Here is a 26,230-nt window from a genome sequence, read left to right as displayed (position 1 = left end):
CCCGCCCCGGCGGATCGACGACCTGCTCGGCCGGGCGGTGGTCGCCGCTGCTGCCGGAGGCCGGCGACGCGTCGCGGACTCACCGGGCGTCGGTCGCGCTCGCCAGGCCGGCACCCGGGATCGCCGCGAGCAGGTCCCGCGTGTACTGCTCCCGCGGGCTGTCGACGACCTGGTCCGTCGGCGCGTGCTCCACCACCCTGCCACCTTGCATCACGACGACCGAGTCGGCGATCTGCCGCACCACGGCCAGGTCGTGGGTGAGGAACAGGTACGCGAACCCCGACGACGCGAGCTACGGCGTGACCGAGCTGGCACCGCCATCCCGCCGCCGCGGCCGGCGTCCCGTCGCGCCGACGGCTGGCCGCGCCCCTCCGGGACCATGTGGGTCGCCCGTCGGAGCGACGGGATCGATGCTGCCGCGGCCGCATCGACGTGCAGGGCGACAGGTACCACCGTGGTGATCAGGCGGAGGTGCGACCGCTCGGTACGGCGAGCCGGGACCGGCCCACGTGGTCGGTCAGCGCCTCGAGGAACGTCTTCCGCCGGGACCGGCTGACCGCCAGCTCGGCACCGTTCGTCATCACGCAGCTCGTCGGACCGATCTCGGCCACGTGCCGCAGGTTCACGACGTAGCAGCTGTTGGAGCGGAAGAAGTCGCCCCCGGTGCCCAGGTCCCGCTCCAGGGCCTTGAGCGTGCCGCTGAAGGCGTACGAGCGGTCGACGGTGTGCACCTCGATGCGGTGCCGGGTGCTCGCCGCGTAGATCACGTCGGCGGCGCGCACCCGCGCCGCGCCTGCGCTGGTCGGCAGCAGCACGGACCGCCCGGCCGCGCGCAGCGCCCGGCGAGCGGCACGGGTGAGCTCGTGCGCCAGGGCGAAGTAGGGGACCGGCTTGACCAGGTAGCTGAGCGCGTCGACCTCGTACCCGCGGGTGGCGTACGCCGTCATGTGCGTGACGAAGATCAGCATGACGTCCGCGTCGAGCTCGCGGATCCGCCGGGCGGTCTCCAGGCCGTCGAGGTGCTCCATCTGCACGTCGAGGACGATGACGTCCAAGCCAGGACGGTACGCGCGGACCAGGTCACGTCCGTCCCGGAACGTGCGGACGTCGAACGAGACCGGGTGCTCGGACTGGTAGCGGCGCAGCAGCCCCAGGAGCCGGTCGCGGTCCGCGTCGTCGTCCTCCACGACGCCGACACGCGTCAGGCGGGGCACTGCGGCGGACCGCGTCGACATCGGTGTCACGGTGGCTCGTCTCCTCATCGAGTCGGGGCGTCCGCCGGCGTCGTCGCAGGGATCACCCAGCACAGGAAACCCGAGCGCGCCCTCCGGGAGGGAGGGGCTGCCAGTACCGGTCTGGAGGAGCACCCTCGCCGCTGACGGATCGTGCGGTCGCGACGACGGATCGTGCATCCCGGCGCCACGCGTGCTCGCGCGTGCGCTGGAGTTCGTCGCAGCGCGGCCGGCAGGAACGACGTCGTCCTGCTCGAGCGCGCTGAGTCTCGAACGAGGGTGCGGCGCACAGCGGGGACGTGGCGGTCCCGGCGCGCCGGCACCCGAGCCGCGGCAGACGACTGCGGCTCCGGATCACCGACGACGAGGGCTCGTGCCGGGAGCGCCGGCGGGGACGATCCCGCCGGGGCCGGGTGCGCACCCACGGCGCGGCAGGAGAAGCGGAGGAACCGTGGGAGAGCGCAAGCACGTCACCAAGAGGCGTTTCGTCGTCCGGTGGAGCATCGTCGTCGCACTGGTCGTGGTCCTGACCGTGGGCGTCAACATCGCGGCCTTCGGGCAGTTCCGGACCGTCCTGGACAACTACTTCCGCCCCGCGGTCCAGCGCAGCGAGGCCGTGACCCGGGCCAGCAGCGACCTGACCGAGCGGATCCAGGCCGAGGGCGGCGTCCTGCTGAAGAACGACGACGCGGTGCTGCCGCTCACGGGCGAGGCCCGTCGGGTCAACGTCTTCGGGTGGTCCTCGACCAGCCCGGTGTACGGCGGGACCGGTTCCGGTGCGGTCGACCCCGAGGTGGCCGTCGACCTGCTGACCGGCCTGGAGGACGCCGGCATCGAGTACAACGCCGACCTGGCCGAGTTCTACCGTGCGTACCGGACGACGCGCCCGACCATCGCGATCCGCGCTCAGGACTGGACGGTGCCCGAGCCGACGCTGGACGAGTACGACGACGCCGGGATCTTCGAGGACGCGCAGGCGTTCTCCGACACCGCGGTCGTGATGATCTCCCGGTCCGGCGGCGAGGGTGCGGACCTGGCCCGCAGCCTCGCCGGCGGGTCCGACGCGATCGAGAGCCGCGAGCTGCCCGACGGACGCGTCCAGGAGGTCGGCGTCAGCGGCTCCGAGTACGCCGACGACGTCGACGCGGACAAGCACTACCTCGAGCTCAGCAACCGGGAGCGCGCGATGCTCGAGCGGGTGACCGACGAGTTCGCCGACGTCGTGGTCCTGCTGAACACCGGCAACACGTTCGAGCTGGGGTGGGTGGACGAGCTCGCGGTCGACTCCGTGGCGTGGATCGGCGGGCCGGGCGAATCGGGCTTCCGGGCCGTCGGCGAGATGCTGACAGGTGCGGTGAACCCGTCCGGGCGCACGGTCGACACGTGGACCCGGGACCTGTCCGAGCACCCGAGCGCCGCGAACTTCGGCGCGCACTCCTACCTCCGATCCGAGGACGTCGACTCCGGGGACGTCCCGACGTCCTACTCCGGTGACCCCGCGACCGCCCCGGGCTACCAGTTCCTCGACTACGCCGAGGGCATCTACGTCGGGTACCGGTTCTACGAGACCTCCTTCCTCGGCGACGAGGGCGGCTACCAGCGCGCCGTGCAGTACCCCTTCGGGTACGGGCTGAGCTACACGACGTTCGACCAGCAGCTCGGCGACCTCACCGTCACCGACGGGCAGGGGCAGGTCGACGTCATCGTGACCAACACCGGTGGCGTCCCCGGCAAGGACGTCGTGCAGCTGTACGCCGGCCCGCCCTACACGGAGGGTGGCATCGAGAAGTCCCACGTCCAGCTCACCGCGTTCGGCAAGACCGGTCTCCTCGAGCCCGGCGCCTCCCAGACGCTGACGCTCACGTTCGCGCTGGAGGACCTGGCGTCCTTCGACCAGGACGGGGCCGGTGCTTACGTGCTCGAGCAGGGCGCCTACGAGCTCCGGCTCATGGCCGACGCGCACCGCGTGCTCGCCACCGCCCGGTACACGGTCGAGGAGACCGTGACGTACGGCGAAGCGAACCCACGCTCCACCGACCAGGTCGCGGCGACCACCCGTTTCGCGGACGCCCGCGGCGAGCTCGAGGTCCTCTCGCGCGCCGGTGGCTTCGCCAACCGGGAGTCCGCGCTCGAGCCGGCCGTCGACCGCGAGATGACCGGCGCCGAGCGCGCCGCCGTCGTCGTCGAGCTCCCGAGCGACCCCGACGCCGTGATGCCGGCGACCGGCGCGGACAACGGCGTGGAGCTCGCGGACCTCACCGGCGTCGCGTACGGCGACCCGGCGTGGGACGCGCTGCTGGACCAGCTGACGGTGCCGGAGATGACCAACCTCATCACGTTCGGCGGCTACCAGACCGAGCCCGTCGAGTCGGTCGGCAAGGCCCGCACGAACGACATCGACGGTCCGCAGGGTCTGAGCAGCTTCATGGGCGCCTCGGTGCGTGCCGGCGCGTACCCGACCGCCATGGTCATCGCCTCGACCTGGAACGCCGAGCTGGCGCAGGAGCGCGGCCGCACGGTCGGCTACGAGGCGCTCGAGCTCGGCGTCAACGGCTGGTACGCGCCCGGGATGAACCTGCACCGCAGCCCGTTCGCCGGCCGGAACTTCGAGTACTACTCCGAGGACCCGGTGCTGTCCGGCGTGATGGCCGCTGCCGAGGTGTCGGGGGCCGAGGAGAACGGCCTGTACGCCTACGTGAAGCACTTCGTGCTCAACGACCAGGAGACCTACCGGAACTCGCGCCTGATGACGTGGGCCGACGAGCAGACGCTCCGCGAGATCTACCTCAAGCCGTTCGAGGACGCCGTGAAGGACGGCGGTGCGACCGCGGTCATGTCCGCCTACAACTACATCGGCGGGCAGTGGGCCGGGGGCAGCCCCGAGCTGCTCGACACGGTCCTCCGGGAGGAGTGGGGCTTCGACGGCATGGTGATCACCGACTACTTCGGTGACTACGGGTACATGGACGCCGACCAGGCCGTCGCGAACGGCAACGACCTGATGCTGTCCACCCTGGGCATGTTCGGTGCCGCGCCGACCCGCACCGAGGAGGCGTCCGACGTGGTGCACCTGCGCGCCGCGGTGAAGAACATCCTCTACACGGTCGCGAACAGCAACGCGATGTTCACGGACGCCGAGCGCACGCAGCGGCTCGCGCCGGTCGGTGGCGAGATCAGCGAGCTCAGCGGTTTCCACCGGCTCGCGTTCGACCTGGGCCTGCAGTCCTGGGCGCTGGCGGCCTACCTCGTCGACGTGGTGATCGGGCTCCTGCTGCTCACGCTCGTGGTCGTCAAGCTCCGGAAGTACCGGCGGCTGTTCCGGCGGACCACGTCGGACGACGAGGAGCTGGTGCCGGCGAGCTGACACTCACGGCATGCCCCGGGCGAGCCCGTCGCCGCCGCCTGACGTGCCGGCGCGCACCCGCTCGCGCAGACCGCCGTCCCGGCGGACAGGCGCCCGGCACGGACCGGGCGAGGTCGCGGCCCGGCAGGGTGACGCTCGGGGCGACGACGCCCAGGCGCTGGCCTACCGCGCGGAGCTGCTGGTGCGGCTGGGCCGGGTGGACGCGGCGCGGGCGACGCTGGCGGAGGCGACCGGCATCACCGACGGGGCGGCGGCGGCGGACCTCGCGCACGCGGGGTCGGCTGGTCGACGAGGCGGAGGGCTGACGTGCCGGTCGAGCCTGACCGCGCGACGCCAGCGGGCTGCACGGAGCCGCCTCCCGCCCGCCCAGGCGGGGTACTGCCGGCACCTCCCTCGCGCCGGAGCACGCCCGTAGCGTCGCCTGCAGACCACCGCGACGCGGTGCGGAGGCGAAGAGGCAGACCGTGGTGAACCAGGATCCCCCGCTCAGCAGGCGCGCCCTGTTGCGCGGGGCGCTGACCGCGGGTGCCGGCGCCGTCGTCCTGCGCGCGCTCGCGGCCTGCGACCCGAGCGGGCCGGAGCCCGTGAGGACGACGCGCCCCCCGAGCCCGACCCCGTCCGGAGCGGCCACCGGAACCCACCCGATCCCGCCCGAGCTGGAGAGCATCCCGCAGGAGTACTGGTCGCCCTCCCAGCGGCAGGGCACTCTCGTCCAGCTCGACTACGCCACCTACGAGTCGATGACCTACGAGCAGCAGACACAGCCGTTGACCAAGCGCGCCATCGTCTACTTGCCGCACGGGTACACCGAGAACACCGCCTACGACGTGTTCTACCTAATGCACGGCGGATGGGCCGACGAGACCGCCACGCTCGGGACGCCGGACGACCCATCCCCGTTCACACATGTCCTCGACAACGCGATCGCTGCCGGGCAGATCGCGTCGCTGATCATCGTGTGCCCCACGTACAACAACACCAGCCCCGAGGACAGCGCGAGCTTCTCCCTCGCGCTGACGCTCACCGAGAACTACCACCACGAGCTGCTGGGCGACCTGGTCCCGGCAGTCGAGAGCCGATACTCGACACACGCCGAGAGCGCGTCGCCGGACGCGCTGGCGGCCTCGCGCGATCACCGGGGCTTCGGTGGCTTCTCCATGGGTGCCGTCGCCACCTGGCGGACCTTCCAGCACGCCTCGGACGCCTTCCGGTACTTCCTGCCGATGAGCTGCGGGACGTCGCTGGACATGGACCGCGTGCTGGCCGCCGCCGACGGGCGCGACCCGGGCGACTTCTTCGTCTGGGTCATCACCGGGACGGAGGACTTCGCCCATCCCTTCGACGAGGACAGGGTGGCGCTGATGCGACGTTCTCCCTTCTTCGTCGAGGGTGACGACGAGCGCGAGGGGAACTTCGCCTTCCGAGTCAAGGACGGGTACGCGCACGACGGGGTCGCCGCGACGGAGTACACCTACAACGGGCTGCGGTGGTTCTCGGGTGCCTGAGGCGCGGGAACGGCGTGGGAGGTTCTGCCAGTACCCGGAACGAGCGCCACTGCCCCGCGCGGCCGCGATGTCGTGCACTGAAGGCATGGCACCCGACCCCCGCACCGTCGTGCACGTCCCCGTCCGCGCACGAGCCGTGCTCGCGATCGTCCTCGTCAGCTACTTCATGATCGTGCTGGACAACTCGATCGTGTTCACCGGCCTGCCGAGCATCCGCGCGGACCTCGGCTTCAGCACCTCGGGGCTGTCCTGGGTGCAGAACGCCTACGCGCTGGTGTTCGGCGGTCTGCTCCTCCTCGGCGCCCGCGCCGGGGACATCTTGGGCCGACGCCGCATGTTCCTGGTGGGGCTGACGGTCTTCGCGCTGGCGTCGCTCGCGATCGGCCTGGCGTCCAGCCCGGAGATGATGCTGGCGGCGCGCGCCGTCCAGGGGGTCGGGTCGGCGGTGCTGGCCCCGACCTCGCTGGCCCTGCTCACCTCGACGTTCCCCGAAGGTCCCGAGCGCACGCGCGCGGTCGCCGCGTACGGCACCACGGCGGGGATCGGCGCGAGCGCGGGTCTCGTCGTCGGCGGGCTCGTCGCGGACCTGCTGTCGTGGCGGGTGGGGTTCCTGATCAACGTGCCCATCGGTGTCGTGCTCGCCGTCGCCGCGCTGCGGGTCGTCCCGCGCGCGACGGCGGGCGGCGGGCGGCTCGACGTGCTCGGGGCGATCACCTCGACGCTGGGCATGACCGCGCTGGTGTACGGCATCACCCGGACCGCGGACCGCGGCTGGTCCGACCCCGCTGCCCTGGCGCTGGTCGCCGTCGGCGTGCTCGTGCTGGCCGCTTTCGCGCTCGTCGAGGCGCGGGCGAAGCAGCCGATCCTGCCGTTGCGGGTGCTGGCGCACCGGGTCCGGGTCGGCGCGTTCCTATCGCGGCTGCTGTTCGCCGGTGCGATCTTCGGGTACTTCTTCTTCATCAGCCAGTACCTGCAGGGCACGCTCGGCTTCAGCCCGCTGCAGGCCGGGGCGGCGTTCCTGCCGATGACGCTCGTCCAGTTCGCGGTGGCGCTGACCGTGCCCCGGCTGACCCGGCGGTTCGGCAACGGCGCGCTGCTCGCAGCCGGTCTTGCGGTCACGGCGGCGGGCATGGTGTGGATCAGCGGTGTCGACGCCACCAGCGGCTACTGGACGGCTGTCGCGCTGCCGATGCTGCTGCTCGGCGCCGGGCAGGGCCTGGGGTTCGCGCCGCTGACCGCTGCGGGCGTGCACCAGGTGCCGGCCGCCGACGCCGGCGCGGCCTCCGGGCTGGTGAACGTCGCGCACCAGCTGGGTGGCGCACTCGGCGTCAGCGTCATGGTCGCGGTGGCCTCGTCGAGCGGCGCCGCCGGTTCATCGCCTGCGGGCATCGCCGCGGAGGCGTCGGCGGGGCTACGCACGGGTGCGGTGCTTCTCGCCCTGGCACTGGTCGCGGCACTCGTCCTGGTGGTGCCGCGGCGGCGCACCGCGGCCCGGGCCCCCGAGCTCGACCTCGTCGAGGCGGGACAGGACGCGTGAGCCCGCGATCGGGACCGTCCCTCGTGTCGTCCACGAGCTCCGCCGGCGTCCTGCTGGCGTTCTTCTCCCGACCCGGCGAGAACTACTGGTACGGAGGGCGGCGGCACGTGGAGCCCGGCAGCACCGAGATCCTGGCCGACGTGATCGCCGACCGTGTCGACTGCGACGTGTTCCGCATCGAGGCGGCCGAGCCGTACCCGGACGACTACGAGGAGACCGTCGCCCGCAACGTCCGCGAGCAGGACGCCGACGCGCGGCCCCGCATCGCGACCCCGTTGCCGGACCCCACGCGGTACGCGGCGGTGATCCTCGCCAGCCCGATCTGGAACGTGCGGCCGCCCATGATCATGTCGACCTTCGTCGACGGCGTGGACCTGTCGGGCACGACGGTGCTGCCGGTGGTGACCTACGCGGTCAGCGGGTTGGGTCGCACGATGGAGGTGTACCGGCAGCTCGCCCCCGGTGCGGTGCTCGGCGAGGGGCTGGCCGTGCGCGGGGAAGAGGCGGCCGACGCTGGGCCGGCCGTCGACGAGTGGCTCGGGCGCATCCTCCCCGGCAGGTGACGGACCGGACGGGCCCGGCTCGACGGTGACCACCTCGAGGGCCGGGACGCCCCGGCGGTCACGGGGCGCGACGGTGCCCGCGGGTCATGGCCGCGGAGGACGACGGGCAGCCGCCGCGACGACGCCGCGGCGCACGCGCCACCCGAGGCCGCGTCCGATCGTCAGGGGCACGCTCCGGCGGGAGACCCGGGCGGGGTCCGGCCCGCCGCGCACTCCGGTCTCCATGGCGTCGATTGTCGCCATCTCGTCGGGGGAGAGCTGGAAGTCGAAGATCCGGGCGTTCTCGGCGATGCGTTCCGCGCGGACCGACTTCGGGACCACCGCTCGCCCCTGCTGCAGGTGCCAGCGCAGGACGACCTGCGCGGGCGTCCGTCCGTGTGCGGACGCGATGGCGACGACACGAGGGTCGGCGAGCAGGGTGGCTCGCGACCCCCGACGTGCGCCGTAGGTCCGAACACCGCCGAGCGGGGACCACGCCTGCGTCACCGTCCCGGCCTCCCCGTCGGCCTGCTGCACGTCGCGCTGGGCGAACAGCGGGTGGACCTCGACCTGGTTCACCGCGGGAGCCACGTCCACCTCGCGCCTCAGGCGGGTCAGGTGCTCCGGCATGAAGTTGGCGACGCCGATCGCGCGCACCTGTCCCTCTCGGAGGAGCTGCTGAGCGGTCAGGTAGGCCCGGACCGTGCGGCTGAAGTCGCGCGCGAGCGGCTGGTGCAGCAGGTACAGGTCGACGTAGCCGAGCCCGAGGCGGTCGAGGCTGTCCTCGAGGGCACGGCGCGTCCGGTCGGTGCCGTAGTCGCTGATCCAGAGCTTCGTCGTCACGAACACCTCGGTGCGGCGTACGTCCGCGCGACGGATCCCGTCGCCGACCTCCCGCTCGTTGAAGTAGGCCGCGGCCGTGTCGACGAGGCGGTAGCCCGTCGAGAGCGCCGCTGACACGGCGTGGGCGGTGCGCTCAGGGGGGACCTGGAACACGCCGAGCCCGAGGGCCGGCATGGAGATGCCGTTGTTGAGCGTCAGGCGGGGCGGCGTCGCGGCGGGCATCGGGCTCCGGTCCAGGTGGGGACGAGACGCGCCGGTCCCGCTGTCGGCGTGTGCGACGGCGGGACCGGCGTGCGATGTCACGGGGGTGAGGCTCAGGCCTCGGGGATCGGCATCCCGAAGTTGTCCAGCCGGATGTCGGCCGGCTCCGGGCCGCCACGGACTCCGGTGTCGAGGGCGTCGATCGCGGTCAGCTGCTCGGCGGTCAGCTCGAAGTCGAAGATGTCGAAGTTCTCCGCGATGCGCGCCGGCTTCACGGACTTCGGGATGGCGGAACGGCCCTGCTGCAGGTGCCAGCGCAGCATCACCTGGGCGGCGGACTTGCCGTACTGCTCGGCGATGCCCAGGATCACCGGGTCGTCGAAGGTCCGCTTGCTGTCGTCGCCGCGGTAGGACGTGATGCCGCCGATCGGCGACCAGGCCTGGGTCAGGATGCCGTGGGCGGCGTCCGCGGCCTGGACGTCGGGCTGCGTGAAGTACGGGTGGACCTCGACCTGGTTCACGGCCGGGACGACGTCGGTGCGCTCGAGCAGCGTGCTCAGGTGCTCGGGCATGAAGTTCGAGACGCCGATCGCGCGGACCTTGCCGTCGGCGAGCAGCTGCTCCAGCGCCTTGTAGGCGCCGATGGTCAGCTCGAAGTCGGACGGCAGGGCCTGGTGCAGGATCAGCAGGTCGATCTGCTCGACGCCGAGCTTGCCGGCGCTCTTGTCGAACGCGTGCAGCGTGGCGTCGTAGCCGTAGTCGCTGATCCAGATCTTCGTCTCGATGAACACCTCGGAGCGGTCGACGCCGGAGGCGGCGATCGCCTGCCCGACCTCGCGCTCGTTGCCGTAGGCCGCGGCGGTGTCGATGTGCCGGTAGCCCACCCGCAGTGCCTCGGACACCGAGGAGACGGTCTCGTCCGGCGGCGTCTGGAAGACCCCGAAGCCGATCGCGGGGATCTCGATTCCGTTGTTGAGCGTCAGTGTCTGTGTCATGCCGTCCACGCTACGAGCGCGCGCGAAGGGGAGCGAGATGTTGTCAGTACCCCCCTGGCCGCACCCAGCCGCGTACTCACAGGGCGTGGTTCCTGGGCGAGCCCGAACGTAGCGTCGGGACGAGCGCCGATCCAGCGACGAGAGGTTTGAACCGTGAACGACGCCCGATCCCCGCGATCCTCCCTGGACCGACGCGGGTTCCTGCGCGGTGCCGCGCTCGGTGCCGCGTCCGTCCCGCTGCTCAGTACGCTCGGGGCCTGCACCTCCGAGGCTGCGCCGCCCGCGGATGCGACGTCCGCCGCGGGCGCGTCCGCACGGCGCCCTGCGGGCAGCGTCGGTGACGCGGTCACCCTCACCACCCGGCGCACGCTCGGATCCCTCGAGGTCTCCGCCATCGGCCTGGGCTGCCAGACGATGCCGGGCAACCTCTACGGCCCGGTCAGCAGCCGCGAGGACATGGTGGCGATCGTCCGCAGCGCGGCCGAGCAGGGCGTGACGCTGTTCGACACGGCCGAGGCGTACGGGCCGTTCGAGTCCGAGGCGATCGTCGGCGAGGCGCTGGAGAGCGTCCGCGACGACGTGGTCATCGCGACCAAGTTCGGCTGGGACATCGACCCCGCCACCGGCGAGCGCACCGGCGGCCTGAACAGCCGGCCCGAGCACGTCGTCGCCGCGGTCGACGGCATGCTCGAACGGCTGCGCACCGACCGCATCGACCTGCTCTACCAGCACCGGGTCGACCCGCAGGTTCCCATCGAGGACGTCGCCGGTGCCGTGGGTGAGCTGATCGCGGACGGCAAGGTGCTGCACTGGGGGCTGTCCGAGCCGGGACTGCAGACGGTCCGGCGCGCGCACGCGGAGCAGCCGCTGACCGCCATCCAGAACGAGTACTCCGTGCTCTGGCGAGGGCCGGAGGGCGAGGTGCTGCCACTGTGCGAGGAGCTCGGCATCGGGTTCGTGCCGTTCACTCCGCTCGGCGCGGGGTTCGCCACCGGGGCCATCAACCCGTACACCCGGTTCAGCGAGGGCGACTTCCGCGCGATGGTGCCCCGCAACAGCACGGAGAACATGCCGGCCAACATGGCGGTGGTGCAGGTGCTGCAGGACTGGGCGGTGCGGACCGGCGCCACCCCCGCGCAGCTCGCGCTGGCTTGGCTACTGGCCCGCCGGCCGTGGGTCGTGCCCATCACCAGCGCGACCCGCACGGCGCACCTGCTGGAGAACCTCGGGGCCGAGGACGTGGCACTGTCCGAGGACGACATGGCCGCGCTGGACGCGGACCTGCTGCAAATCGAGGTTCAGGGTGACCGGCTGCCCGCCCCGGTCCTGGCGGCCACGGGTGTCGAGGCTCCCGCCCCCTGAGCCGGCGTGCGCCCGGCGCTCCCGTACGGGGTAATGGCAGTCCCTGCCTCGCGTCGTCGTGGCGAGCGACGATGGCCGGCGAGAGGAGCCACCCATGCCCACCTGGTTCATCACGGGCTGCTCGACCGGCCTCGGCCGCGAGCTCGCCCTCGCCGTCCTGCGTCGCGGCTGGAACGCCGTCGTGACCGCCCGCGACCCGCAACGCGTCGCCGAGGTCGTCGCGCAGTTCCCGGACACCGCCCTCGCCCTGCCCCTGGAGGTCGCGGACCACGCGCAGGTGGAGTCGGCCGTCGCCGCGGCCACCGAGCGGTTCGGCGCGATCGACGTCCTGGTCAACAACGCCGGCCACGGGTTCCGGGCCGCCGTCGAGGAGGCCGCGGGCGACGAGGTCGCCGAGCTGTTCGCGACCAACTTCTTCGGACCCGTCGACCTGGTCAAGGCGGTCCTGCCGCAGATGCGCGAGCGCCGCTCGGGCACCATCGTGAACGTCTCGTCCATCGGTGCGCCGCGGTCCAACCCGGCCTCTGGCTACTACTCGGCGACCAAGTCCGCGCTGGAGTCCGTCTCCGACGCGCTCGCCCGGGAGGTCGGGCCCCTGGGCATCCACGTCCTGGTTCTCGAGCCGGGAGCGTTGCGCACCGAGTTCTCCGGCGCCTCCCTGCTGCAGTCGCGCCGGGTGATCGACGACTACGCCGGCACCGCCGGCCTGCGCCGCAAGGAGAACGACCGCACCCACGGCACGCAGCCGGGCGACCCGGCGCGGGCGGCGGAGACCGTGGTCGACGTCGTCGCCGCCGGCGACCCGCCGTTCCGGCTGCTGCTGGGCAGCGACGCCCTGGCCGTCGTCCGTGAGGAGCTCACCGGGCGTCTCGCGGAGATCGACGCCTGGGAGGCCACCAGCGCCGCGACCGACTTCCCGACCGCCTGACCACGACCAGAAGGAGACCGCGCGCATGACGACGTGGCTGATCACAGGCACCTCGAGCGGACTGGGACGAGCCCTCGCGGAGGAGGTCCTCGCCGCCGGGCACCGCGTCGTGGCCACCGCCCGGGACACCGACGTCGTGCAGGACCTCGTGGACCGGTACCCGCAGGACGCGGCCGCCGTCCGGCTCGACGTGACCGACCCGGAGTCCGTCCAGCAGGCGGTCCGGCGGGCGCGCGAGGCGTTCGGCGGCGTGGACGTGCTCGTGAACAACGCCGGCTACGGGTACGTCGCGGCCGTCGAGGAGGGCGAGCCCGAGGCGGTCGACCGGTTGTTCGCGACGAACGTCTTCGGCCCCGCCGCGCTCATCCGTGCCGTCCTGCCGTCGATGCGTGCTGCCGGCGCCGGGACGATCGTCAACGTCTCCTCGGTCGGCGCCCGCACCACGATCCCCGGAGGCGGGTACTACTCGGCCGCGAAGGCCGCCCTCGAGGGACTGTCGGGGTCGCTGCGGCGGGAGGTCGAGCAGTTCGGCGTCCGCGTGGTCGTCGTCGAGCCGGGGTCGTTCCGGACCGACTTCCGGGGCCGGTCCGCGCAGCGCTCCGACGTCGAGATCGACGCGTACGACGCGGTGCTCGGCCGCGACGGCGGTGCCGGGCTGTCGCCGCAGCGCGGGGAGCCGGCCAAGGCGGCGCGGGCGATCCTCCAGGTCGTGCAGGACCGGCGCCCGCCGCAGCTGCTGCTGCTCGGCAGCGACGCGCTCGAGGGCTACCGGGCGCGGACGCAGGCCGAGGCCGAGGACGTCGAGCGGTTCGAGGAGCTGACCCTCAGCACCGACGCGGACTGACCGGCAATCCGCCGAGCGGCCCGCCGGTTCACCGACCGGGCGGCGGCTCGGCGTGCTCCCGCTCGGCGGTCACGCTCTCCGCGAGCAGTGCCAGACCCGCGGCGGCGGGAGTCCCTGGCGCGGCGCTGTACAGGACCAGGGTGAGGTCGGGCTCCGCGGCGAGGTGCAGCACGTCGAAGTCGAGCGCCAGCACGCCGACGTCGGGGTGCCGGAGACGCTTGACCCCGGTCCGGTGCAGGTGCACGTCGTGCGTCGCCCACAGCTCGGTGAACCGCGAAGAGCGAGACGCCAGCTCGTGGACCAGGGCGAGCAGCTCCCGGTCGTCGGGGTCGCGACCAAGCGCGCCACGCAGCGCCGCCACGCACGAGCGTGTGACGCGGTCCCGGTCCGGGTAGAACGAGCTGGCGCCCGGGCTCAGGAACGCGAACCGGGCGAGGCTCACCGGTGCACCGGTCTCGGCCGCGAAGTCGTACACCGGGGCGTGCAGGGCCCGTGCCAGCGGGTTCGCCGCGACGACCTCGAGCCGGCCGTCGCGCACATACCCGGGGGCCCCCAGCGTGTCGAGGACCCGCTGCAGCGACGCCGACACCCGAGCTGGGCGCCGCCGACCTCGCCCCCCGCGCCCGGGCCGGCTCGCGGAGCGTGCGAGGTCGTGCAGGTGCTGGCGCTCGGCCTCGTCCAGCCGCAGCGCGACCGCGACCGCGTCCCGCACCGCGTCGGACGCGCCGCCGATCGCTCCGCGCTCCAGGCGTGCGTAGTACTCCGCGGACACCCCGGCCAGAGCAGCGACCTCGTCCCGGCGGAGACCGGGGACCCGCCGCCACCCCGGTGTCGCCGCCAGGCCGACGTCGGACGGCGCCAGCCGGGCCCGGCGGCTCATCAGGAACTCGCCGGCGGTCTGTCCAGGGTCCATCTCCTCGACGCTACGGGCGCGCTCCGGCGGGAGCCATGTGCTGCCAGTACCCCTCAGCGCCGGGGAGGTGGGCCGGCGGTGACGACGCCGGACCGGGGCACGGTGCGCGTCAGCCCAGCTGGTCCGCGGGGCGGAGCAGGACCTCGTTGATCGCGAGGTGGCGCGGCCGGGCGAGGACGAACGCGATGACCTCGGCGATGTCCTCGGGGGTCACCGTGGCGACGTCGTACCCCTGCTGGACGGCCTCACGGGTCGCCTCGTGGGTGATGTGCGAGGGCAGCTCGGTGGCGACCACACCCGGCTCGATGAGGGTGACCCGCACGTCCGGGAGCAGCTGCTGGCGCAGGGACTCCGACCAGCCGTTGATGCCCCACTTGGTCGCGGCGTACACGGCGTTGCCGGCGCGGGCGGTGCGCCCGGCCACCGAGGAGATGTTGATCAGGTCTCCGCCGCCGTCGGTGAGCTGGTCGAGGAACACCTCGGTGGTGGTGATCGCGCCGAGCAGGTTCACCTCGACCATCGCCCGGTAGTCCTCGCGCTGGTCGGGGCCGAAGGGGCCGAGGAGCATCGTGCCGGCGTTGTTGACGAGCACGTCGGCGCCACCGAGCTCGGTGCGCACCCGCTCGGCCGCGGCGACGAGGGCGTCGCGGTCGGTGACGTCGGCCTGGATCGGCAGCGCCCGGTCGCCGATCTCGGCGGCGAGGGCCTCGATGCGGTCGAGGCGGCGAGCCAGGAGCGCGACCCGGTAGCCGGCGGCGGCGAGGGCGCGGGCGGTGGCGGCGCCGATGCCGGAGGAGGCCCCGGTGATGACGGCGACGCGGTCGGGGGTGGCGGACTGGGTCATGGTGAGGTGCCCTTCGTCGGTGGTGCGGTCACGACGGCGAGTGGTGAGCCGAGGCCGTGCGGTACCGCGGGAGGATCCCGCGGTACCCAGCACAGCACCGGCGAGCAGGCTGTGGCAGTGGCGGCGGTTCGGGGTACCGGCAGAACCCCCGTCGCGAGCAGCTCAGGCCCGGGTGGCCGTGCGGTCGTCCTGGCCGGGCTGCGGGGCGTCGGCCGTGTTCTGCTCGGCCCAGCCGGCGAGGAGCAGGAGGTTCGCCGCCGAGGTGCTGGCCGGTTCGGCGGTGTAGACGATCAGCGAGTGCCCGGGGTCGCCGGGCAGGTCCATGGACTCGTAGGTCAGGGTCAGCTCGCCGACCACCGGGTGCCGCATGCGCTTGCTGCCGCTGCGGTGCAGCCGGACGTCGTGCGCCGCCCACATGCGCGAGAACTCGGTGCTGCGGGTCGTCAGCTCACCGATCAGGCCGCTCAGCGCGCGGTCGTGCGGTGTGCGGCCGGCCACCGTCCGCAGGCTGGCGGCCAGGTCGGCGGCGGAGCGGTCCCAGTCCACGAAGAAGTCCCGTGCGCGCGGGTCGAGGAACGTGAACCGTGCCAGGTTCACCGGGCGGACGGGGTCGCGGTAGAGCTCGCTGTAGAGCGCCCGGCCGAGGGTGTTCGTCGCCACGATGTCCCGGCGGTCGTTGCGCACCATGGCCGGCACGCCCTGCATCGAGTCGAGCATCCACTGCACCTCCCGACGCACGGCTCCGCGAGGCGGACGAGCCGCTCGCGGTGCGCGCCGCGACGGTCCGGCGTTGGCCGCACGCGCCAGGTCGGCCAGGTGCATGCGCTCGGCCTCGTCCAGCTGCAGGGCGTCGGCGAGCGCGGACAGCACCTGCTCGGACGTCCCCGTGAGGTTCCCGCGCTCGAGGCGCGTGTAGTAGTCCACGCTCATCCCGGAGAGCATGGCGACCTCCTCACGGCGCAGCCCGGTGACGCGGCGGTGCCCGCCCCAGGCCGGCAGCCCGGCCTGCTCGGGCGTCAGCCGCGCGCGGCGGGTGGTGAGGAACTCCCGCACCTGCTCCGTGGTGTCCATGACCGGAACGCTACGGCGCGGTGCTGGTGGCAGGCAGGGGCTGGTAGTACCGCCCTCCCTGCGGGGTACTGCCAGCCCCTGCCTCGAGCCGGGGCACCTCCGTAGCGTCGGAGGATGCGAGACGCGACGAGACGATCCCCGTGGCAGGCGACCGGGCTGGCCGCCGCCGGCGTGGCCGGCGTGGTCGGCCTCGGAGGGTGCGGGCCGGCCGAACGCGACCGGGCCGACGCGACGACCGCGACTCCGACCACCGTTCCGCCCGAGGCGAGCCCGTCGACGGCCGACCAGGACCGGTACCGCGACGGCGAGTACACGGCGACGGGCTGGTACGGGGGGCTGCCCTCGCACATCGTCGTGGACGTGACCCTGCGCGACGACGCGGTCGCCGACGTGGAGGTCACCCCGACGGCCACCAACGAGACGTCGCTCGACCTGCAGGAACGGTTCGCCGAGGCGGTCGCCGACGTCGTCGTGGGACGGCCCCTGGACGAGATCGAGCTGGACTACCTGGCCGGGTCGAGCGGGACGACGCTGGGGTTCAACGACGCCCTGGAGCAGATCCGGGAGCAGGCGGCGGGCTGATCCGTACGCAGGCCCGGCGGGGTCAGCCGTGCGGGTCCTCGAGAGCGAACGACCTGCTGAACGACATGCCGGAGAGGACCAGCTGCCGGGCCCGGTCGAGGCAGCGTCGCTCGTAGGCGGCCAGGGCGTCGACGACTCCGCCGGTGCCCGGGTCGGCGAGCTCCGCCACCAGGACCTCGATGCCGTCGAGGGCCTGGGTGAACCCCCGACCGGTCATCGGCGTGGACACGTGCGCCGCGTCCCCGACGATCGCGATGCGCCCTGCCGCCAGCTGCTCGGGCAGGTACTCGGCCACCGGTGTCCCGGTGACGCCCCGCCGGCGCAGGCTCGCGCGCACGGCGTCCCGCCACGGCGACGCCCACCGTCCGGCCTCCCGTACGAGCTCGCCCAGCACGTCGTCCGGCACGTCACGGGCGCGCATCGAGTGCTGCACCTCCCCGTCGCGGACGCAGCCGGTCGCCTCCAGCAACGCGGTGCGGCGAGGGTCGAGCCATGCCCAGCCGAGCCGGCGGGCGCCGGGCTCCCGGGACCCGTCCTCGCCGTCGAGGGGGTACCCGAGCAGGCAGTCGGCACCGGCGTCGAGGATGTCCAGGTTCGACGGCCACCGCGCGACCGACCCGAGCTCGCTCTCGTGCGCGATGCCGAGCCAGATGACGTACCCGGCGTACTGCGCGCTCGGGGCGCGCGGGGCCACGGCACGGCGGACCACGCTGCGGTGCCCGTCCGCGCCGAGCAGCAGGTCCGCGCGGTACGTCCTGCCCGTCGTCGTCCGGGCCCAGGCGCTGTCCGCGTCCTGACCCACGTCGGCGACCGTCATCTCGTGCCGGATCGTCACGCGCGGGTCGGCCGACGCGGCGGCCTGCAGCAGGTCGTTGGCCTGCTGCCAGGTCTGCAGGCTCGCGGGCCTGCCGTCGAGGGCGGCCTGCGCCTCCGCACCGGCCAGGCCGGTCGGGCCGAACAACCGGTGCAGGTTGCCCTCGGCGTTGCCGAGCGCCGCCCCACTGCGCCGGTCGGCGGTCGAGCGCTCGAGGACGGTCACCTCGACTCCCAGCCGCGCCAGCCCGAGCGCTGCCATCAGGCCCGACAGCGAGCCGCCCACGATGAGCGCGGTGGTGGGCGTTCCTCCCGCGGTCACCGGGGGCCCCGGGTCCGCAGCGAGCTGCGTGCGGTGATGAGGGCGACCGCGGAGGCGACGAGCACCAGCACCAGGTAGCCGTCGGCGATCTGGTCGACGCTGAGCACGGACGTGAGCCGGCCCGCGGCCAGACCGGGGCCGGCTGCGCCGGCGTAGGAGACGAGGAAGACCGTGGCGAGGACCCCGGCGTGGTCGCCCGCACCGGTGCGGCCCAGGACCGACCGCATGCCGGCCGAGTTCGCGGCACCCTGTGCGAGTCCCGCCAGGTAGGAGGCGAGCAGGAACGGCACGATCGCCCCGGCGTGCAGCGAGAGGACGGCACCGGTCGCCGCCGCGCAGAACAGCACGAGTCCGACGGTCATCGCGGTGCGTTCGGGCAGCCGCCGTGTCAGCGTCCCGCCGACCGGGCCGAGGATGACCACCGAGGAGAACACGACGGCGATGACGACGGTGTTCGTCGTGCCGAGGTGGTCGGCCGTGACGGCCGGGGAGAACGCCTGGTAGAAACCGCTCAGCGACCAGGTCGCGACCAGGGCCGCGCCGGTCGTGAACAACGCGGCGCCCGCACCGGCGGGAACGGCGACGCGCGGCACGAGCGAGGCGAGCGCCCCGGGCGTCCTCGCGCCCGGCTCCCGGCAGAGCAGGATCAGCACGAGGCACACCGTCAGGCCGACGCAGACGATCGCGTACGTCAGGACACGCGGAGCGGGAGCCACCTGGACCAGGGCACCGGACAGCAGTGCCCCGAGCGAGATGGCGAACGGCGGGGTGTTGCTGGTGACGATCGCCGCCAGGCCGCCGGGGCGGGCGGGGGCGGTGTCGACGACGAACGATCCGAGGGCGCTCGACGCGATCCCGCAGGCCAGGCCTTGCAGCATCCGGCCCGCCAGGAGGACCTCCAGCCGGTCGACGTGCATCAGCACGAGGCATCCCGCCGCGGCCACGACGACAGCGGCTGCGGCGACCGGGCGCCGCCCCACGTGGTCGGAGAGCCGCCCGAGCACCAGCAACGACAGCGCCGTGACCGCGAGGTAGCACACGGTGGTGATCGCGAGTCCGCCGTCGGTGATGCCGTCGGCCTCGCGGTAGGTGTTGTAGAGCGGGACGGGTGTGCCCGATGCGAGGAACACCATCACCAGGGCGGTGGTCGCCGCCACGAACGCCGGCGTCCCCTCCAGCCGGGGGAGGGTGGACCGGTCCTGCTTGCTCACGCACGTACTCCTGGCTGTCGACGACCTGGCCGCGTCAGCGAACCAGGCGCTCGACGCGCGAGGGAGTGTCTGCCAGTACCGGCCACGGCAGTCCCCCCGCAGGAGCGGCCTGTCGCCAAGGAGGTAGTCCCAGCACCCCCCACTTCTGCTCCGGAGCGGGTTCAGGTGGCCGAACACCCGGATGAGCCCGCGGAACCGCCGCGGCTCGAGAGGAGACGACCATGTCCTGCTCGATCAGCTCGGTGGGCGCCGCCGGGTACTCCGCACCGCTGGCGACCGCGTCCCCGCGCCCGGTCGCGGCACCGGCACCCGCGCCCGTGGTGCTGCCCGCTTCCTCCGGCCTCGACGTCCTGGCGTGAGCCGGCGGGCCCGATCCGGACGCACCTGCCGGGTCGGGCCCGACGGAAGGGGGTTCTGGCAGCCACTGCCTCCCGCGGGCCGGCGGCTCGTAGCGTGGCGTCATGGACAACCGCAGCGAGGTGCGTGACTTCCTCGTCTCCCGCCGTGGGCGCATCACGCCTGACGAGGTCGGCCTGCCGCACTACGGACGCGCACGTCGCGTCCCGGGCCTGCGCCGTGACGAGGTGGCGCTGCTCGCCGGGGTCTCCGTGGAGTACTACACGCAGATCGAGCGCGGGAACCTCCGAGGGGTGTCGGAGAACGTGCTGCACGGACTCGCCCGCGCACTGCGCCTGGACGCGGCCGAGCGCGCCCACCTGCTCGACCTGGCGCGCGTGGCCGGTGACGGCGCGACCCTGCGGCGCCGCGCGACGCCCCCGCCGCGGGTGCGGTCGGCCCTCCAGCACGTGCTCGACAGCCAGCTCGCGCCCGCGTGGGTCACCAACGGGCGCGGCGACATCCTGGCGACGAACCGCCTCGGGCGGGCGCTGAACGCGCCGTTGTTCGACGACCCCGTGCGCCCGGTGAACGCCGCACGGTTCCGGTTCCTGAACCCCCGCGCCGCCGAGTTCTACCGGGACTGGGAGGGCACCGGGCGCGAGATCGTCGCGGTGCTGCGCGCCGCCGCGGGACGCGACCCCTACGACACGGCCCTCACCGACCTGATCGGCGAGCTCAGCACCCGCAGCGAAGAGTTCCGTGAGCTGTGGGCCACGCACGACGTGCGGCTGCACCGCACCGGTACCAAGCGCCTGCACCACCCGGTCGTCGGGGACCTCGACCTGTTCTTCGAGGGGCTCGAGCTGCCCGCCGACCCGGGCCTCGCCCTGTTCGTCTTCGGCGCCGAGCCCGGCTCGCCGTCCCAGCACGCCCTGGACCTTCTGGCCAGCTGGTCGGCTACGGACGACGTCCGCGATGACGTCTCCCCAGCGCCGGGAACGCACAGGCGCTGACGCAGCACCGCGCGGACGGCTCGGTGCTGCCCGGGGGGTGCTGCCAGTACCCGTACCGACAGGGTCTCCCGCCCGCGCCCCGTCCGGGGTTGGCTGTCCTCGACGGGACGATCGAACCCGGCCTTGTGTGGCACCGGACTGTGACGCTCGACGAGGCCCCCCAGCGGCTACGCCGCCATGGACGCGCGCGAGGCGCTGAAGGCGATGGTCGCCCCCTGACACGGCGCCGCTCGGCCACCTGCGACATCACGCGGGTGGCCTGGCGCCAACCCTGCTCCACCACCGGAGGGAAGCACCCATGTCCGACACCGCCAGCTGGACCGCCGACGAGCTCGCCCGTATCGCCGCGGCCACCGAGCTGCGCATCGCCTCGCGTCGTCCGGACGGCACCCTGCGGCCCTTCGTGACCATCTGGGTCACCCAGGAGGGCTCGGACGTCTACGTCCGCTCGGCGCGAGGGGTCGACAACCCGTGGTTCCGCCGCGCCCAGGCGTCCGGCTCGGGCAGGATCGAGGCCGGCGGCGTCCGCGCCGACGTGCGGTTCGAGACTCCGGATGCCGAGGTGCACCCGCGGGTCGACGCGGCCCTGCACGCGAAGTACGACCGGTACGGGCCCGGTCCCGTGGGGGCGATCACCGGACCGTCGAGCTACGCCGGGACGCTGCGGCTGGTGCCCGCGCGAGGATGACGAGCCCGGCGCTGCGCAACGGCGCAGGTGCCGAGGACGCCCTGGACTTCGGGACGCCCTCTCGACCACGAAGGAGAACCAGATGACCGACTCCCCGATGCAGCGCATGGTGGGCGACATCGCCCCCACGTTCGTGCACCTCACCGACGACGTGCTGTTCGGCGAGGTGTGGGCGCGCCCCGAGCTGTCGCCGCGCGACCGCTCGCTCATCACCATCAGCAGCCTCGTCAGCGCCGGCAACATCGAGCAGCTGCGCGGACACATCCCGATGGGCCTGGACAACGGCCTGACTCAGGAGGAGATCGTCGAGGCGATCACCCACGTGGCGTTCTACGCCGGCTGGCCCCGCGCGGTGTCCGCCCTGACCCTCGCGAAGGAGCTGTTCGCCTGATGCAGATCGACCCGAACCCCGCCACCGCCAAGAACCCGCCCGAGCAGTTCACCGGAGACGTCTGGGTGGACATGGTCGCCGTGCCCCATGAGGACGACCAGCGGATGTCCGTCGCCACCGTGCGCTTCGCCCCGGGTGCCCGCACGGCCTGGCACCCCCACGCCCGCGGCCAGTACCTGCGCGTCACCCAGGGCACCGCTCTCGTCGGTACCCGCGGCGGGCAGGTGCTCCGGGTGCACCCGGGCCAGACCGTCTACACGCCGCCGGGTGAGGAGCACTGGCACGGCGCGACGCCCGAGTGCTGGATGGAGCACCTCGCCATGCTCGAGAGCGCGGACGACGCCACCACGACAACGACGTGGCTCGAGCACGTCACCGACGCGGAGTACAGGGCTCGCTGACGTCGACCCCGTGCTCGGGCCCCTCGACCTCCGCGTCCGGTCACACCCCACGCAGCGCTCCAGCGGCTCGATTCCGAGGCACGAGGCGCGATCTCATCTCGTTGAGGCTCGAAACTGGCAAACTCCGCTCATGGGGAAGCCATCGCGCCGACTGAGCAGGCGCAATCGTCCGAAGCCGGTCCGCTTCGTCGCCGCTGGCGCGCAGCTCCGGGTGGTCGTCGTCACCCAGCCCCGCTCAACTCGGGGTGCACCGGTGAAGTTGGATCACGACGTTGCTCTGGTCAAGTCAGCACTTCTCTACGCCGACCATGTCGAGCTGGTCAGTGCCGGTGCGGCGCTCGTGTCCGGTGCCGGGACGCTCTCGACCGCGACGACCGCGGACGCGCTTGCCCTCCTCGGGTCGCTCGACCCGGACGCGCTGCGCCACGTCGGGGGCTCGGGTCTGCCGGAGAACTTCCAGCAGATCACGCAAGGCATGCTCATGCTCAGCGAGATGCCGCCGCAGGCCGTGCGCAAGGCACTGGGTAAGCACGCAACGGACGAGTTCCTCGATGGCCTCCAGGTGCAGGCCGCGGGGTTCCAGCAAGCCACCTCTCAGCTGCGCGACATCGCCACGAGCCTGGTGGATGACTCCGGGCTGCGGGAGCTCGACGACCCGATCAAGCTCGGTCTGGTCACGCTGCACCCGCTGGGTGTGGGCGACGGCGACACGGATGCTGTCCTCGAGGCCTACGTCCAGCAACTCAAAGGCGTTCTTCGCGACTCGAGCGTCCACGCGCTCTTCGACGACTCATCGGCCTCGCTCGCCCGCTCGCTCGTCCGGGAAGGGCACGTCGAGCCGCACCGGATGGGCCTGGTGCACGCACGCCAGGCCGCTGTCGGCGGCGGGCTGGTCGCTCGGCTGCCGTCGTTCCCGGACTCCGACATGAACGACGTGCTCTCGCTACGGGCAGACCTGTCCGCGGCCCTGGGGCGATACCGGCGCGCGGTGACGAACTTGGCGGAGAAGCTGTAGGCTCAGGCGTACGACGAGGACTCGGCCGTCGAGATCGACGATCTCTGGCGGAACGAGGTCGCGCCCACGCTCGACGAGCTGCGCGACGGCCTGCACGAGCACTCGTTCATCAGGGAGCTCGGTCGGCAGATCTCGGCCAGCCCGAAGGCGATCAGCCTCGGGGTGGCGAGCTCCGGTGTCCTGATGATGGGGATGCAGCCGATCGCCGGAATCGACGCGACCCTCGAAGCCGTCGGCGGCGTCACACCCGCCGTGGCGGCCCTCCTCCACGACGGGATCAAGGCGGCCGGCGCACGCGGAAAGGCTCGTGCAGACCTCCGACACAGTGACCTGTTCTACCTGCACGAGGTGAACCGACGCCTCCGGCAGGATTGATCACGCGGGAGCCCTGTGGCGCTGTGGGACACACTGCGGACCGTCGTCCAGGTGTTGACGAGACGACGGGTGCAGGAGGACGGTTGTGGGTTAGAACCTACACATGGCCGACGGAGGTCCTGGTGGACGCGTTCGAATCACCCCGCATTGCCCCTGGCTCAGGGCACGAACACACCCAGCATCTGACTACGGATCAGAAGGTTGGGGGTTCGAGTCCCTCCGGGCGCACAGTGCAGAACGGCCCTTCACCAGCACTTTAGCGGTGAGGGGCCGTTCGCATGTCCAGCGGGTGCACACAGCGGTGCACACAAGACCTCGCGCAGATCTACCTGACTGCGCATCGAGCCGGTGATAGGGGTGGGCGAATCGTTCTCCGAGCCGCGGACCTAGACGAGTGGGTGCAGTCCCTGCCCACCGAGAGCCCGCGAGAGCGGGAGTGGTCGCGCAGGTATCGGTGACGGGCGCAGGTGCGGATCGCGACAACCGGGGCGGCGAGATCACTGGGCTTGACCGTGCTGGCGCGGGTCCAGCACGGCCTCGGCCCAAGTGGGCAGCTTCCCGCCATGCCGCTGCCAGGACCCGGCGGTCTGGAGGATGCCCATCCGGTGCAGCAGCTCGCTGAGTATCCGGTCCCGGATCGAGCGGGCATCGCCGCGCACCGGCTGTCCGCGAGCCGCGAGCATCACCTTCCACTCTTGGAATGCCACGGTGTCGACCAGCCACGAGCGACCTGCTCGAGCGCCCGGCAAGATGCCCTCGCTGACCCACCGACGAACCGTCTCCACTGGGACGTCGAGCTCACCAGCGACGTCCATGGCAGAAGTAGTTCGCTCGAGATCCACGATCGGCTTCGGGGGTGGGTTGCTGCGTCCGGGCATCGGAGGGGGGAGGACGCTCCGGTTGGGCCCAATCGACGAACTCGCGGCGTCGTTGCCCTGCAGGGTGAGCCAGAGACCGAGCTCATTGACGTCGAAGCGCCAGTGTGACCCGACCCGGTAGGCCGGTATCTCGCCGGACGACGCTGCTTGGTTCAGCCACGACATAGTCACGGCGAGCAGGTGGGCAACTTCCTTCGTGGTCAAGAGGCGGTCGGCCATGCGCCCATGATTGCGCGCCGCCGCACGTCCGCGGCCGCGTGCAGGGCCGGGCCGGTCGTCCTCGCTCATGGCGACCAGGTGCCAACGCCGCACGGGGCGTAGGTGTGTGTGTAGCGCGCTACTACCGTCATTGCATGGACAACGAGGGCCCCTCCACCATCAGCGAAGACCTCGAAGTGCCCGAAGGGCTCTGGCCGGTCATCCGCGCGCGGGACGCCTTGTTCGAGGCCGAGAAGCGCGCCACCAAGGCCCGCGATGCCCGCGACGAGGCCATCCGCAAGGCGCTCGACGACGGGTTCCCCGTCAGTGACATCGCGCTCGTCAGCGATCTCCGCCGGGAGCGCATCTACCAGATCCGCGACGGGAGACGGTGACCATGACGACCTTGCCGGAGTTCCTGCTCGAGCGCATCGCCGAAGACGAGGCAGCGGTGATGAACGCCGACCTCCACACGGATCGGGGGCGCCGGAAGACCGAGGTGGAACCGTGGCTGCTGCTCTCCGCTTCGGACCCGTGGGTGACGGAGCACACCGGAGGTCTCCCGCTCATCACGATGAGCGAGGCGCGGGCGCGCGCCGAGTGCGAGGCGAAGCGGCGGATCGTCGGGACGATCACCAAGCACGACCGGATCGGTTACGACTACTCCGGGCCGATCCTCGAACTGCTCGCCCTGCCCTACGCGGACCATCCCGACTACCGCGAGGAGTGGCGGCCGTGACTGACGACCGTGCCGTGGTTGAGGTGCACTCCGACTACGAGGCGGGCAAAGCGATCTACTGGTTCACCTGCTCGTGCGGACACGTCAGCGATGACGACGACGCACAGTGGCTCGCCCAGCGCAGCTCCATGAAGCACCGGCGCGAACAGCACGCGTGAACCCGAACAACGAAGCGCCCCACCCAGCCAGAGCCGGGTAGGGGCGCTGACGTGTGCGAGGCGGGCTCAGCCCGCGAGGCGCCTCGGTTAGAGCGTGCGCGCCTCCTTGAACATCTCGGCGACCCACCTCGGCGTCCCTGGCTCATTCGAGTCTGGGTCCTTGGTGGACGTGCTGAGACCCGTCTCAGCTTCGAACTGAGATCGCATCGCCCGTACGTCGGCATCGGTGAGCGATGTGCCGTGAGGCACCGTCTTGGGATTGACGAGGATCGCGAACCGGGCTCGAGGCGGGCTGCTGGCGTGGTCGACGACGGCGCTGCTGACGGGCTGGGTGCTCGGCAGTCGGCGTCGCTAGCCCGTCCGCCGTCCACCCTCCAGCGGCGGACGGTCGCGGGCCTCGAGGCGCGGCCTGATCCGGTGCGAGGCCACCGCGGTCTGGGCGATCCGCGCGGCGACTCGGGGTACGAGCTCCGTCGGGCCGTTGGGTGTCATCAGATCGTGACCGGGTCGGGCCCCGGGCCGGGTACCCAGGAATGCGAGACTCCTGGCATGTCGTGGCCCGACCGAAGTGCGGTGCCAGTCCGCTGGCGCCTGATCTCGGCGACCCTCGCCGGCTTGACCCTGCTCGCGCTTCCTGCCTGCGGCGGGCCGGGCGACAGCGCCGAGCACCCCATCCTGGAGCTGACGACCTGCCAGGCCGCTTTCTCTGATCTGAGCGCGGCTCGCGCCGGCGACGAGAACTTCTCGGTGGAGCGGGCCTCCCAGCGGACGCTAGAGGCGTGCTCGTCGCGGGACGAGTGGCTGGATGCTGCCGCGGAGCTCCCCGAGGCGTTGCCGACCGGTGCGGAGCCGGCAGCGTTCCTCGACGAGTTGTGCGCGGTGCCGGAGCACGCGGACGCCTCCGCGTGCTCCGGCACCTGAACGAC

The 26,230-nt window shown here is 72.5% G+C and carries 28 protein-coding genes and 1 pseudogene; 19 read left to right on the top strand and 10 right to left on the bottom strand.

Annotation, left to right across the window (positions count from 1 at the left end; translation table 11 throughout):
- Positions 1 to 79: 79 nt before the first annotated feature.
- A pseudogene (locus ACWPWW_RS09740) lies at positions 80 to 280 on the bottom strand (ABC transporter ATP-binding protein); the annotation flags it as partial.
- A 181-nt stretch (positions 281 to 461) separates the two neighbouring features.
- Positions 462 to 1,235 (bottom strand): LytR/AlgR family response regulator transcription factor, encoded by a 774-nt coding sequence (locus ACWPWW_RS09735; protein WP_454050116.1) that lies wholly within the window; start codon positions 1,233 to 1,235, stop codon positions 462 to 464.
- 448 nt (positions 1,236 to 1,683) lie between these two features.
- Between ACWPWW_RS09735 and ACWPWW_RS09730 the strand changes: the two genes are divergently transcribed.
- The 4 genes from ACWPWW_RS09730 to ACWPWW_RS09715 all read left to right on the top strand — a co-directional run bounded on the left by ACWPWW_RS09730 (position 1,684) and on the right by ACWPWW_RS09715 (position 8,201).
- Positions 1,684 to 4,596 (top strand): glycoside hydrolase family 3 protein, encoded by a 2,913-nt coding sequence (locus ACWPWW_RS09730; RefSeq protein WP_454050115.1) that lies wholly within the window; start codon positions 1,684 to 1,686, stop codon positions 4,594 to 4,596.
- A gap of 467 nt (positions 4,597 to 5,063) precedes the next feature.
- Complete coding sequence (locus ACWPWW_RS09725) at positions 5,064 to 6,101, top strand: alpha/beta hydrolase (RefSeq protein WP_454050114.1); 1,038 nt, start codon at positions 5,064 to 5,066, stop codon at positions 6,099 to 6,101.
- A gap of 85 nt (positions 6,102 to 6,186) precedes the next feature.
- Positions 6,187 to 7,638: an MFS transporter gene (locus ACWPWW_RS09720; RefSeq protein ID WP_454050113.1), complete on the top strand. Its 1,452-nt coding sequence runs from the start codon at positions 6,187 to 6,189 to the stop codon at positions 7,636 to 7,638.
- A 23-nt stretch (positions 7,639 to 7,661) separates the two neighbouring features.
- Positions 7,662 to 8,201, top strand: a complete 540-nt coding sequence (locus ACWPWW_RS09715) for a flavodoxin (RefSeq protein WP_454050112.1) — start codon at positions 7,662 to 7,664, stop codon at positions 8,199 to 8,201.
- Between the two features lie 84 nt (positions 8,202 to 8,285).
- Here ACWPWW_RS09715 and ACWPWW_RS09710 read toward each other — a convergent pair whose 3' ends face one another.
- Together ACWPWW_RS09710 and ACWPWW_RS09705 are read right to left on the bottom strand one after the other, a co-directional pair.
- Positions 8,286 to 9,245, bottom strand: a complete 960-nt coding sequence (locus ACWPWW_RS09710) for an aldo/keto reductase (RefSeq protein WP_454050111.1) — start codon at positions 9,243 to 9,245, stop codon at positions 8,286 to 8,288.
- Between the two features lie 92 nt (positions 9,246 to 9,337).
- Entirely contained in the window at positions 9,338 to 10,219 is an 882-nt protein-coding gene (locus ACWPWW_RS09705) for an aldo/keto reductase (RefSeq protein WP_454050110.1), read from the bottom strand.
- A gap of 393 nt (positions 10,220 to 10,612) precedes the next feature.
- Between ACWPWW_RS09705 and ACWPWW_RS09700 the strand changes: the two genes are divergently transcribed.
- From ACWPWW_RS09700 to ACWPWW_RS09690, 3 genes are all read left to right on the top strand, one after another.
- Positions 10,613 to 11,581, top strand: coding sequence for an aldo/keto reductase (locus ACWPWW_RS09700; RefSeq protein ID WP_454050429.1), 969 nt, complete (start codon positions 10,613 to 10,615; stop codon positions 11,579 to 11,581).
- Between the two features lie 94 nt (positions 11,582 to 11,675).
- A complete protein-coding gene (locus tag ACWPWW_RS09695) occupies positions 11,676 to 12,509 on the top strand; it encodes an oxidoreductase (protein ID WP_454050109.1) in 834 nt (277 codons plus the stop codon).
- A gap of 25 nt (positions 12,510 to 12,534) precedes the next feature.
- Positions 12,535 to 13,353: an oxidoreductase gene (locus tag ACWPWW_RS09690; protein WP_454050108.1), complete on the top strand. Its 819-nt coding sequence runs from the start codon at positions 12,535 to 12,537 to the stop codon at positions 13,351 to 13,353.
- Positions 13,354 to 13,381: 28 nt separating this feature from the next.
- Here ACWPWW_RS09690 and ACWPWW_RS09685 read toward each other — a convergent pair whose 3' ends face one another.
- The 3 genes from ACWPWW_RS09685 to ACWPWW_RS09675 form a co-directional block, all read right to left on the bottom strand.
- On the bottom strand, positions 13,382 to 14,266 hold the full coding sequence (locus ACWPWW_RS09685; RefSeq protein WP_454050107.1) for a helix-turn-helix transcriptional regulator: 885 nt from the start codon (positions 14,264 to 14,266) through the stop codon (positions 13,382 to 13,384).
- Between the two features lie 109 nt (positions 14,267 to 14,375).
- Positions 14,376 to 15,110 carry an SDR family oxidoreductase gene (locus tag ACWPWW_RS09680; RefSeq protein WP_454050106.1) on the bottom strand — a complete coding sequence of 245 codons (735 nt, stop codon included), beginning with the start codon at positions 15,108 to 15,110 and terminating at the stop codon, positions 14,376 to 14,378.
- 162 nt (positions 15,111 to 15,272) lie between these two features.
- A complete protein-coding gene (locus tag ACWPWW_RS09675; RefSeq protein WP_454050105.1) occupies positions 15,273 to 16,181 on the bottom strand; it encodes a helix-turn-helix transcriptional regulator in 909 nt (302 codons plus the stop codon).
- Between the two features lie 114 nt (positions 16,182 to 16,295).
- Between ACWPWW_RS09675 and ACWPWW_RS09670 the strand changes: the two genes are divergently transcribed.
- Positions 16,296 to 16,763, top strand: a complete 468-nt coding sequence (locus ACWPWW_RS09670; RefSeq protein WP_454050104.1) for a hypothetical protein — start codon at positions 16,296 to 16,298, stop codon at positions 16,761 to 16,763.
- A gap of 22 nt (positions 16,764 to 16,785) precedes the next feature.
- Here the strand turns inward: ACWPWW_RS09670 and ACWPWW_RS09665 are convergent, their stop codons facing one another.
- A complete protein-coding gene (locus ACWPWW_RS09665; protein WP_454050103.1) occupies positions 16,786 to 17,898 on the bottom strand; it encodes an FAD-dependent monooxygenase in 1,113 nt (370 codons plus the stop codon).
- The gene (locus tag ACWPWW_RS09660) at positions 17,895 to 19,109 is read right to left on the bottom strand and encodes an MFS transporter (RefSeq protein WP_454050102.1); all 1,215 of its coding nucleotides are present in this window, start codon (positions 19,107 to 19,109) and stop codon (positions 17,895 to 17,897) included. The genes ACWPWW_RS09665 and ACWPWW_RS09660 overlap by 4 nt, the downstream gene beginning before the upstream one ends.
- 221 nt (positions 19,110 to 19,330) lie before the next feature.
- On the opposite strand from ACWPWW_RS09660, the gene ACWPWW_RS09655 reads away from it, so the two are divergent.
- The 7 genes from ACWPWW_RS09655 to ACWPWW_RS09625 all read left to right on the top strand — a co-directional run bounded on the left by ACWPWW_RS09655 (position 19,331) and on the right by ACWPWW_RS09625 (position 23,331).
- A complete protein-coding gene (locus ACWPWW_RS09655) occupies positions 19,331 to 19,468 on the top strand; it encodes a hypothetical protein (protein ID WP_454050101.1) in 138 nt (45 codons plus the stop codon).
- Positions 19,469 to 19,570: 102 nt separating this feature from the next.
- Entirely contained in the window at positions 19,571 to 20,461 is an 891-nt protein-coding gene (locus tag ACWPWW_RS09650; RefSeq protein ID WP_454050100.1) for a helix-turn-helix domain-containing protein, read from the top strand.
- Between the two features lie 298 nt (positions 20,462 to 20,759).
- Positions 20,760 to 21,149 (top strand): DUF2255 family protein, encoded by a 390-nt coding sequence (locus ACWPWW_RS09645; RefSeq protein WP_454050099.1) that lies wholly within the window; start codon positions 20,760 to 20,762, stop codon positions 21,147 to 21,149.
- Between the two features lie 82 nt (positions 21,150 to 21,231).
- Positions 21,232 to 21,540: a carboxymuconolactone decarboxylase family protein gene (locus ACWPWW_RS09640; RefSeq protein ID WP_454050098.1), complete on the top strand. Its 309-nt coding sequence runs from the start codon at positions 21,232 to 21,234 to the stop codon at positions 21,538 to 21,540.
- On the top strand, positions 21,540 to 21,941 hold the full coding sequence (locus ACWPWW_RS09635; protein ID WP_454050097.1) for a (R)-mandelonitrile lyase: 402 nt from the start codon (positions 21,540 to 21,542) through the stop codon (positions 21,939 to 21,941). Before ACWPWW_RS09640 ends, ACWPWW_RS09635 begins: the two co-directional genes overlap by 1 nt.
- A 130-nt stretch (positions 21,942 to 22,071) precedes the next feature.
- Positions 22,072 to 22,956, top strand: coding sequence for a hypothetical protein (locus ACWPWW_RS09630; protein WP_454050096.1), 885 nt, complete (start codon positions 22,072 to 22,074; stop codon positions 22,954 to 22,956).
- 183 nt (positions 22,957 to 23,139) lie between these two features.
- Entirely contained in the window at positions 23,140 to 23,331 is a 192-nt protein-coding gene (locus tag ACWPWW_RS09625; protein WP_454050095.1) for a hypothetical protein, read from the top strand.
- Between the two features lie 497 nt (positions 23,332 to 23,828).
- On the opposite strand, the gene ACWPWW_RS09620 is transcribed toward ACWPWW_RS09625, so the two are convergent.
- Positions 23,829 to 24,428 carry a helix-turn-helix domain-containing protein gene (locus ACWPWW_RS09620; protein ID WP_454050094.1) on the bottom strand — a complete coding sequence of 200 codons (600 nt, stop codon included), beginning with the start codon at positions 24,426 to 24,428 and terminating at the stop codon, positions 23,829 to 23,831.
- Between the two features lie 134 nt (positions 24,429 to 24,562).
- On the opposite strand from ACWPWW_RS09620, the gene ACWPWW_RS09615 reads away from it, so the two are divergent.
- The 4 genes from ACWPWW_RS09615 to ACWPWW_RS09600 all read left to right on the top strand — a co-directional run bounded on the left by ACWPWW_RS09615 (position 24,563) and on the right by ACWPWW_RS09600 (position 26,225).
- A complete protein-coding gene (locus tag ACWPWW_RS09615) occupies positions 24,563 to 24,802 on the top strand; it encodes a hypothetical protein (RefSeq protein WP_454050093.1) in 240 nt (79 codons plus the stop codon).
- A gap of 2 nt (positions 24,803 to 24,804) precedes the next feature.
- Entirely contained in the window at positions 24,805 to 25,146 is a 342-nt protein-coding gene (locus ACWPWW_RS09610; protein WP_454050428.1) for a DUF6221 family protein, read from the top strand.
- Positions 25,143 to 25,304, top strand: a complete 162-nt coding sequence (locus ACWPWW_RS09605; protein ID WP_454050092.1) for a hypothetical protein — start codon at positions 25,143 to 25,145, stop codon at positions 25,302 to 25,304. Before ACWPWW_RS09610 ends, ACWPWW_RS09605 begins: the two co-directional genes overlap by 4 nt.
- 549 nt (positions 25,305 to 25,853) lie before the next feature.
- Positions 25,854 to 26,225, top strand: coding sequence for a hypothetical protein (locus tag ACWPWW_RS09600; RefSeq protein WP_454050091.1), 372 nt, complete (start codon positions 25,854 to 25,856; stop codon positions 26,223 to 26,225).
- Positions 26,226 to 26,230 lie beyond the last annotated feature (5 nt).

The sequence above is a fragment of the Cellulomonas sp. Marseille-Q8402 genome (genome assembly GCF_965119525.1).
The sequence above is the reverse complement of the archived record's forward strand: the minus strand, read 5'-3'. Positions and strand labels throughout refer to the sequence as shown.

Excerpts from the sequence above, each read along its gene's own strand:
- ACWPWW_RS09710 (WP_454050111.1), bottom strand. The coding sequence starts at position 9,245 with ATGCCCGCCGCGACGCCGCCCCGCCTGACGCTCAACAACGGCATCTCC.
- ACWPWW_RS09690 (WP_454050108.1), top strand. The coding sequence starts at position 12,535 with ATGACGACGTGGCTGATCACAGGCACCTCGAGCGGACTGGGACGAGCC.
- ACWPWW_RS09620 (WP_454050094.1), bottom strand. The coding sequence starts at position 24,428 with ATGGCCGACCGCCTCTTGACCACGAAGGAAGTTGCCCACCTGCTCGCC.
- ACWPWW_RS09695 (WP_454050109.1), top strand. The coding sequence starts at position 11,676 with ATGCCCACCTGGTTCATCACGGGCTGCTCGACCGGCCTCGGCCGCGAG.
- ACWPWW_RS09640 (WP_454050098.1), top strand. The coding sequence starts at position 21,232 with ATGACCGACTCCCCGATGCAGCGCATGGTGGGCGACATCGCCCCCACG.
- ACWPWW_RS09625 (WP_454050095.1), top strand. The coding sequence starts at position 23,140 with ATGATGGGGATGCAGCCGATCGCCGGAATCGACGCGACCCTCGAAGCC.
- ACWPWW_RS09610 (WP_454050428.1), top strand. The coding sequence starts at position 24,805 with ATGACGACCTTGCCGGAGTTCCTGCTCGAGCGCATCGCCGAAGACGAG.
- ACWPWW_RS09685 (WP_454050107.1), bottom strand. The coding sequence starts at position 14,266 with ATGGACCCTGGACAGACCGCCGGCGAGTTCCTGATGAGCCGCCGGGCC.
- ACWPWW_RS09670 (WP_454050104.1), top strand. The coding sequence starts at position 16,296 with ATGCGAGACGCGACGAGACGATCCCCGTGGCAGGCGACCGGGCTGGCC.
- ACWPWW_RS09680 (WP_454050106.1), bottom strand. The coding sequence starts at position 15,110 with ATGACCCAGTCCGCCACCCCCGACCGCGTCGCCGTCATCACCGGGGCC.
- ACWPWW_RS09705 (WP_454050110.1), bottom strand. The coding sequence starts at position 10,219 with ATGACACAGACACTGACGCTCAACAACGGAATCGAGATCCCCGCGATC.
- ACWPWW_RS09635 (WP_454050097.1), top strand. The coding sequence starts at position 21,540 with ATGCAGATCGACCCGAACCCCGCCACCGCCAAGAACCCGCCCGAGCAG.
- ACWPWW_RS09615 (WP_454050093.1), top strand. The coding sequence starts at position 24,563 with ATGGACAACGAGGGCCCCTCCACCATCAGCGAAGACCTCGAAGTGCCC.
- ACWPWW_RS09650 (WP_454050100.1), top strand. The coding sequence starts at position 19,571 with ATGGACAACCGCAGCGAGGTGCGTGACTTCCTCGTCTCCCGCCGTGGG.
- ACWPWW_RS09600 (WP_454050091.1), top strand. The coding sequence starts at position 25,854 with ATGTCGTGGCCCGACCGAAGTGCGGTGCCAGTCCGCTGGCGCCTGATC.
- ACWPWW_RS09720 (WP_454050113.1), top strand. The coding sequence starts at position 6,187 with ATGGCACCCGACCCCCGCACCGTCGTGCACGTCCCCGTCCGCGCACGA.
- ACWPWW_RS09630 (WP_454050096.1), top strand. The coding sequence starts at position 22,072 with ATGGGGAAGCCATCGCGCCGACTGAGCAGGCGCAATCGTCCGAAGCCG.
- ACWPWW_RS09645 (WP_454050099.1), top strand. The coding sequence starts at position 20,760 with ATGTCCGACACCGCCAGCTGGACCGCCGACGAGCTCGCCCGTATCGCC.
- ACWPWW_RS09675 (WP_454050105.1), bottom strand. The coding sequence starts at position 16,181 with ATGGACACCACGGAGCAGGTGCGGGAGTTCCTCACCACCCGCCGCGCG.
- ACWPWW_RS09655 (WP_454050101.1), top strand. The coding sequence starts at position 19,331 with ATGTCCTGCTCGATCAGCTCGGTGGGCGCCGCCGGGTACTCCGCACCG.
- ACWPWW_RS09735 (WP_454050116.1), bottom strand. The coding sequence starts at position 1,235 with ATGTCGACGCGGTCCGCCGCAGTGCCCCGCCTGACGCGTGTCGGCGTC.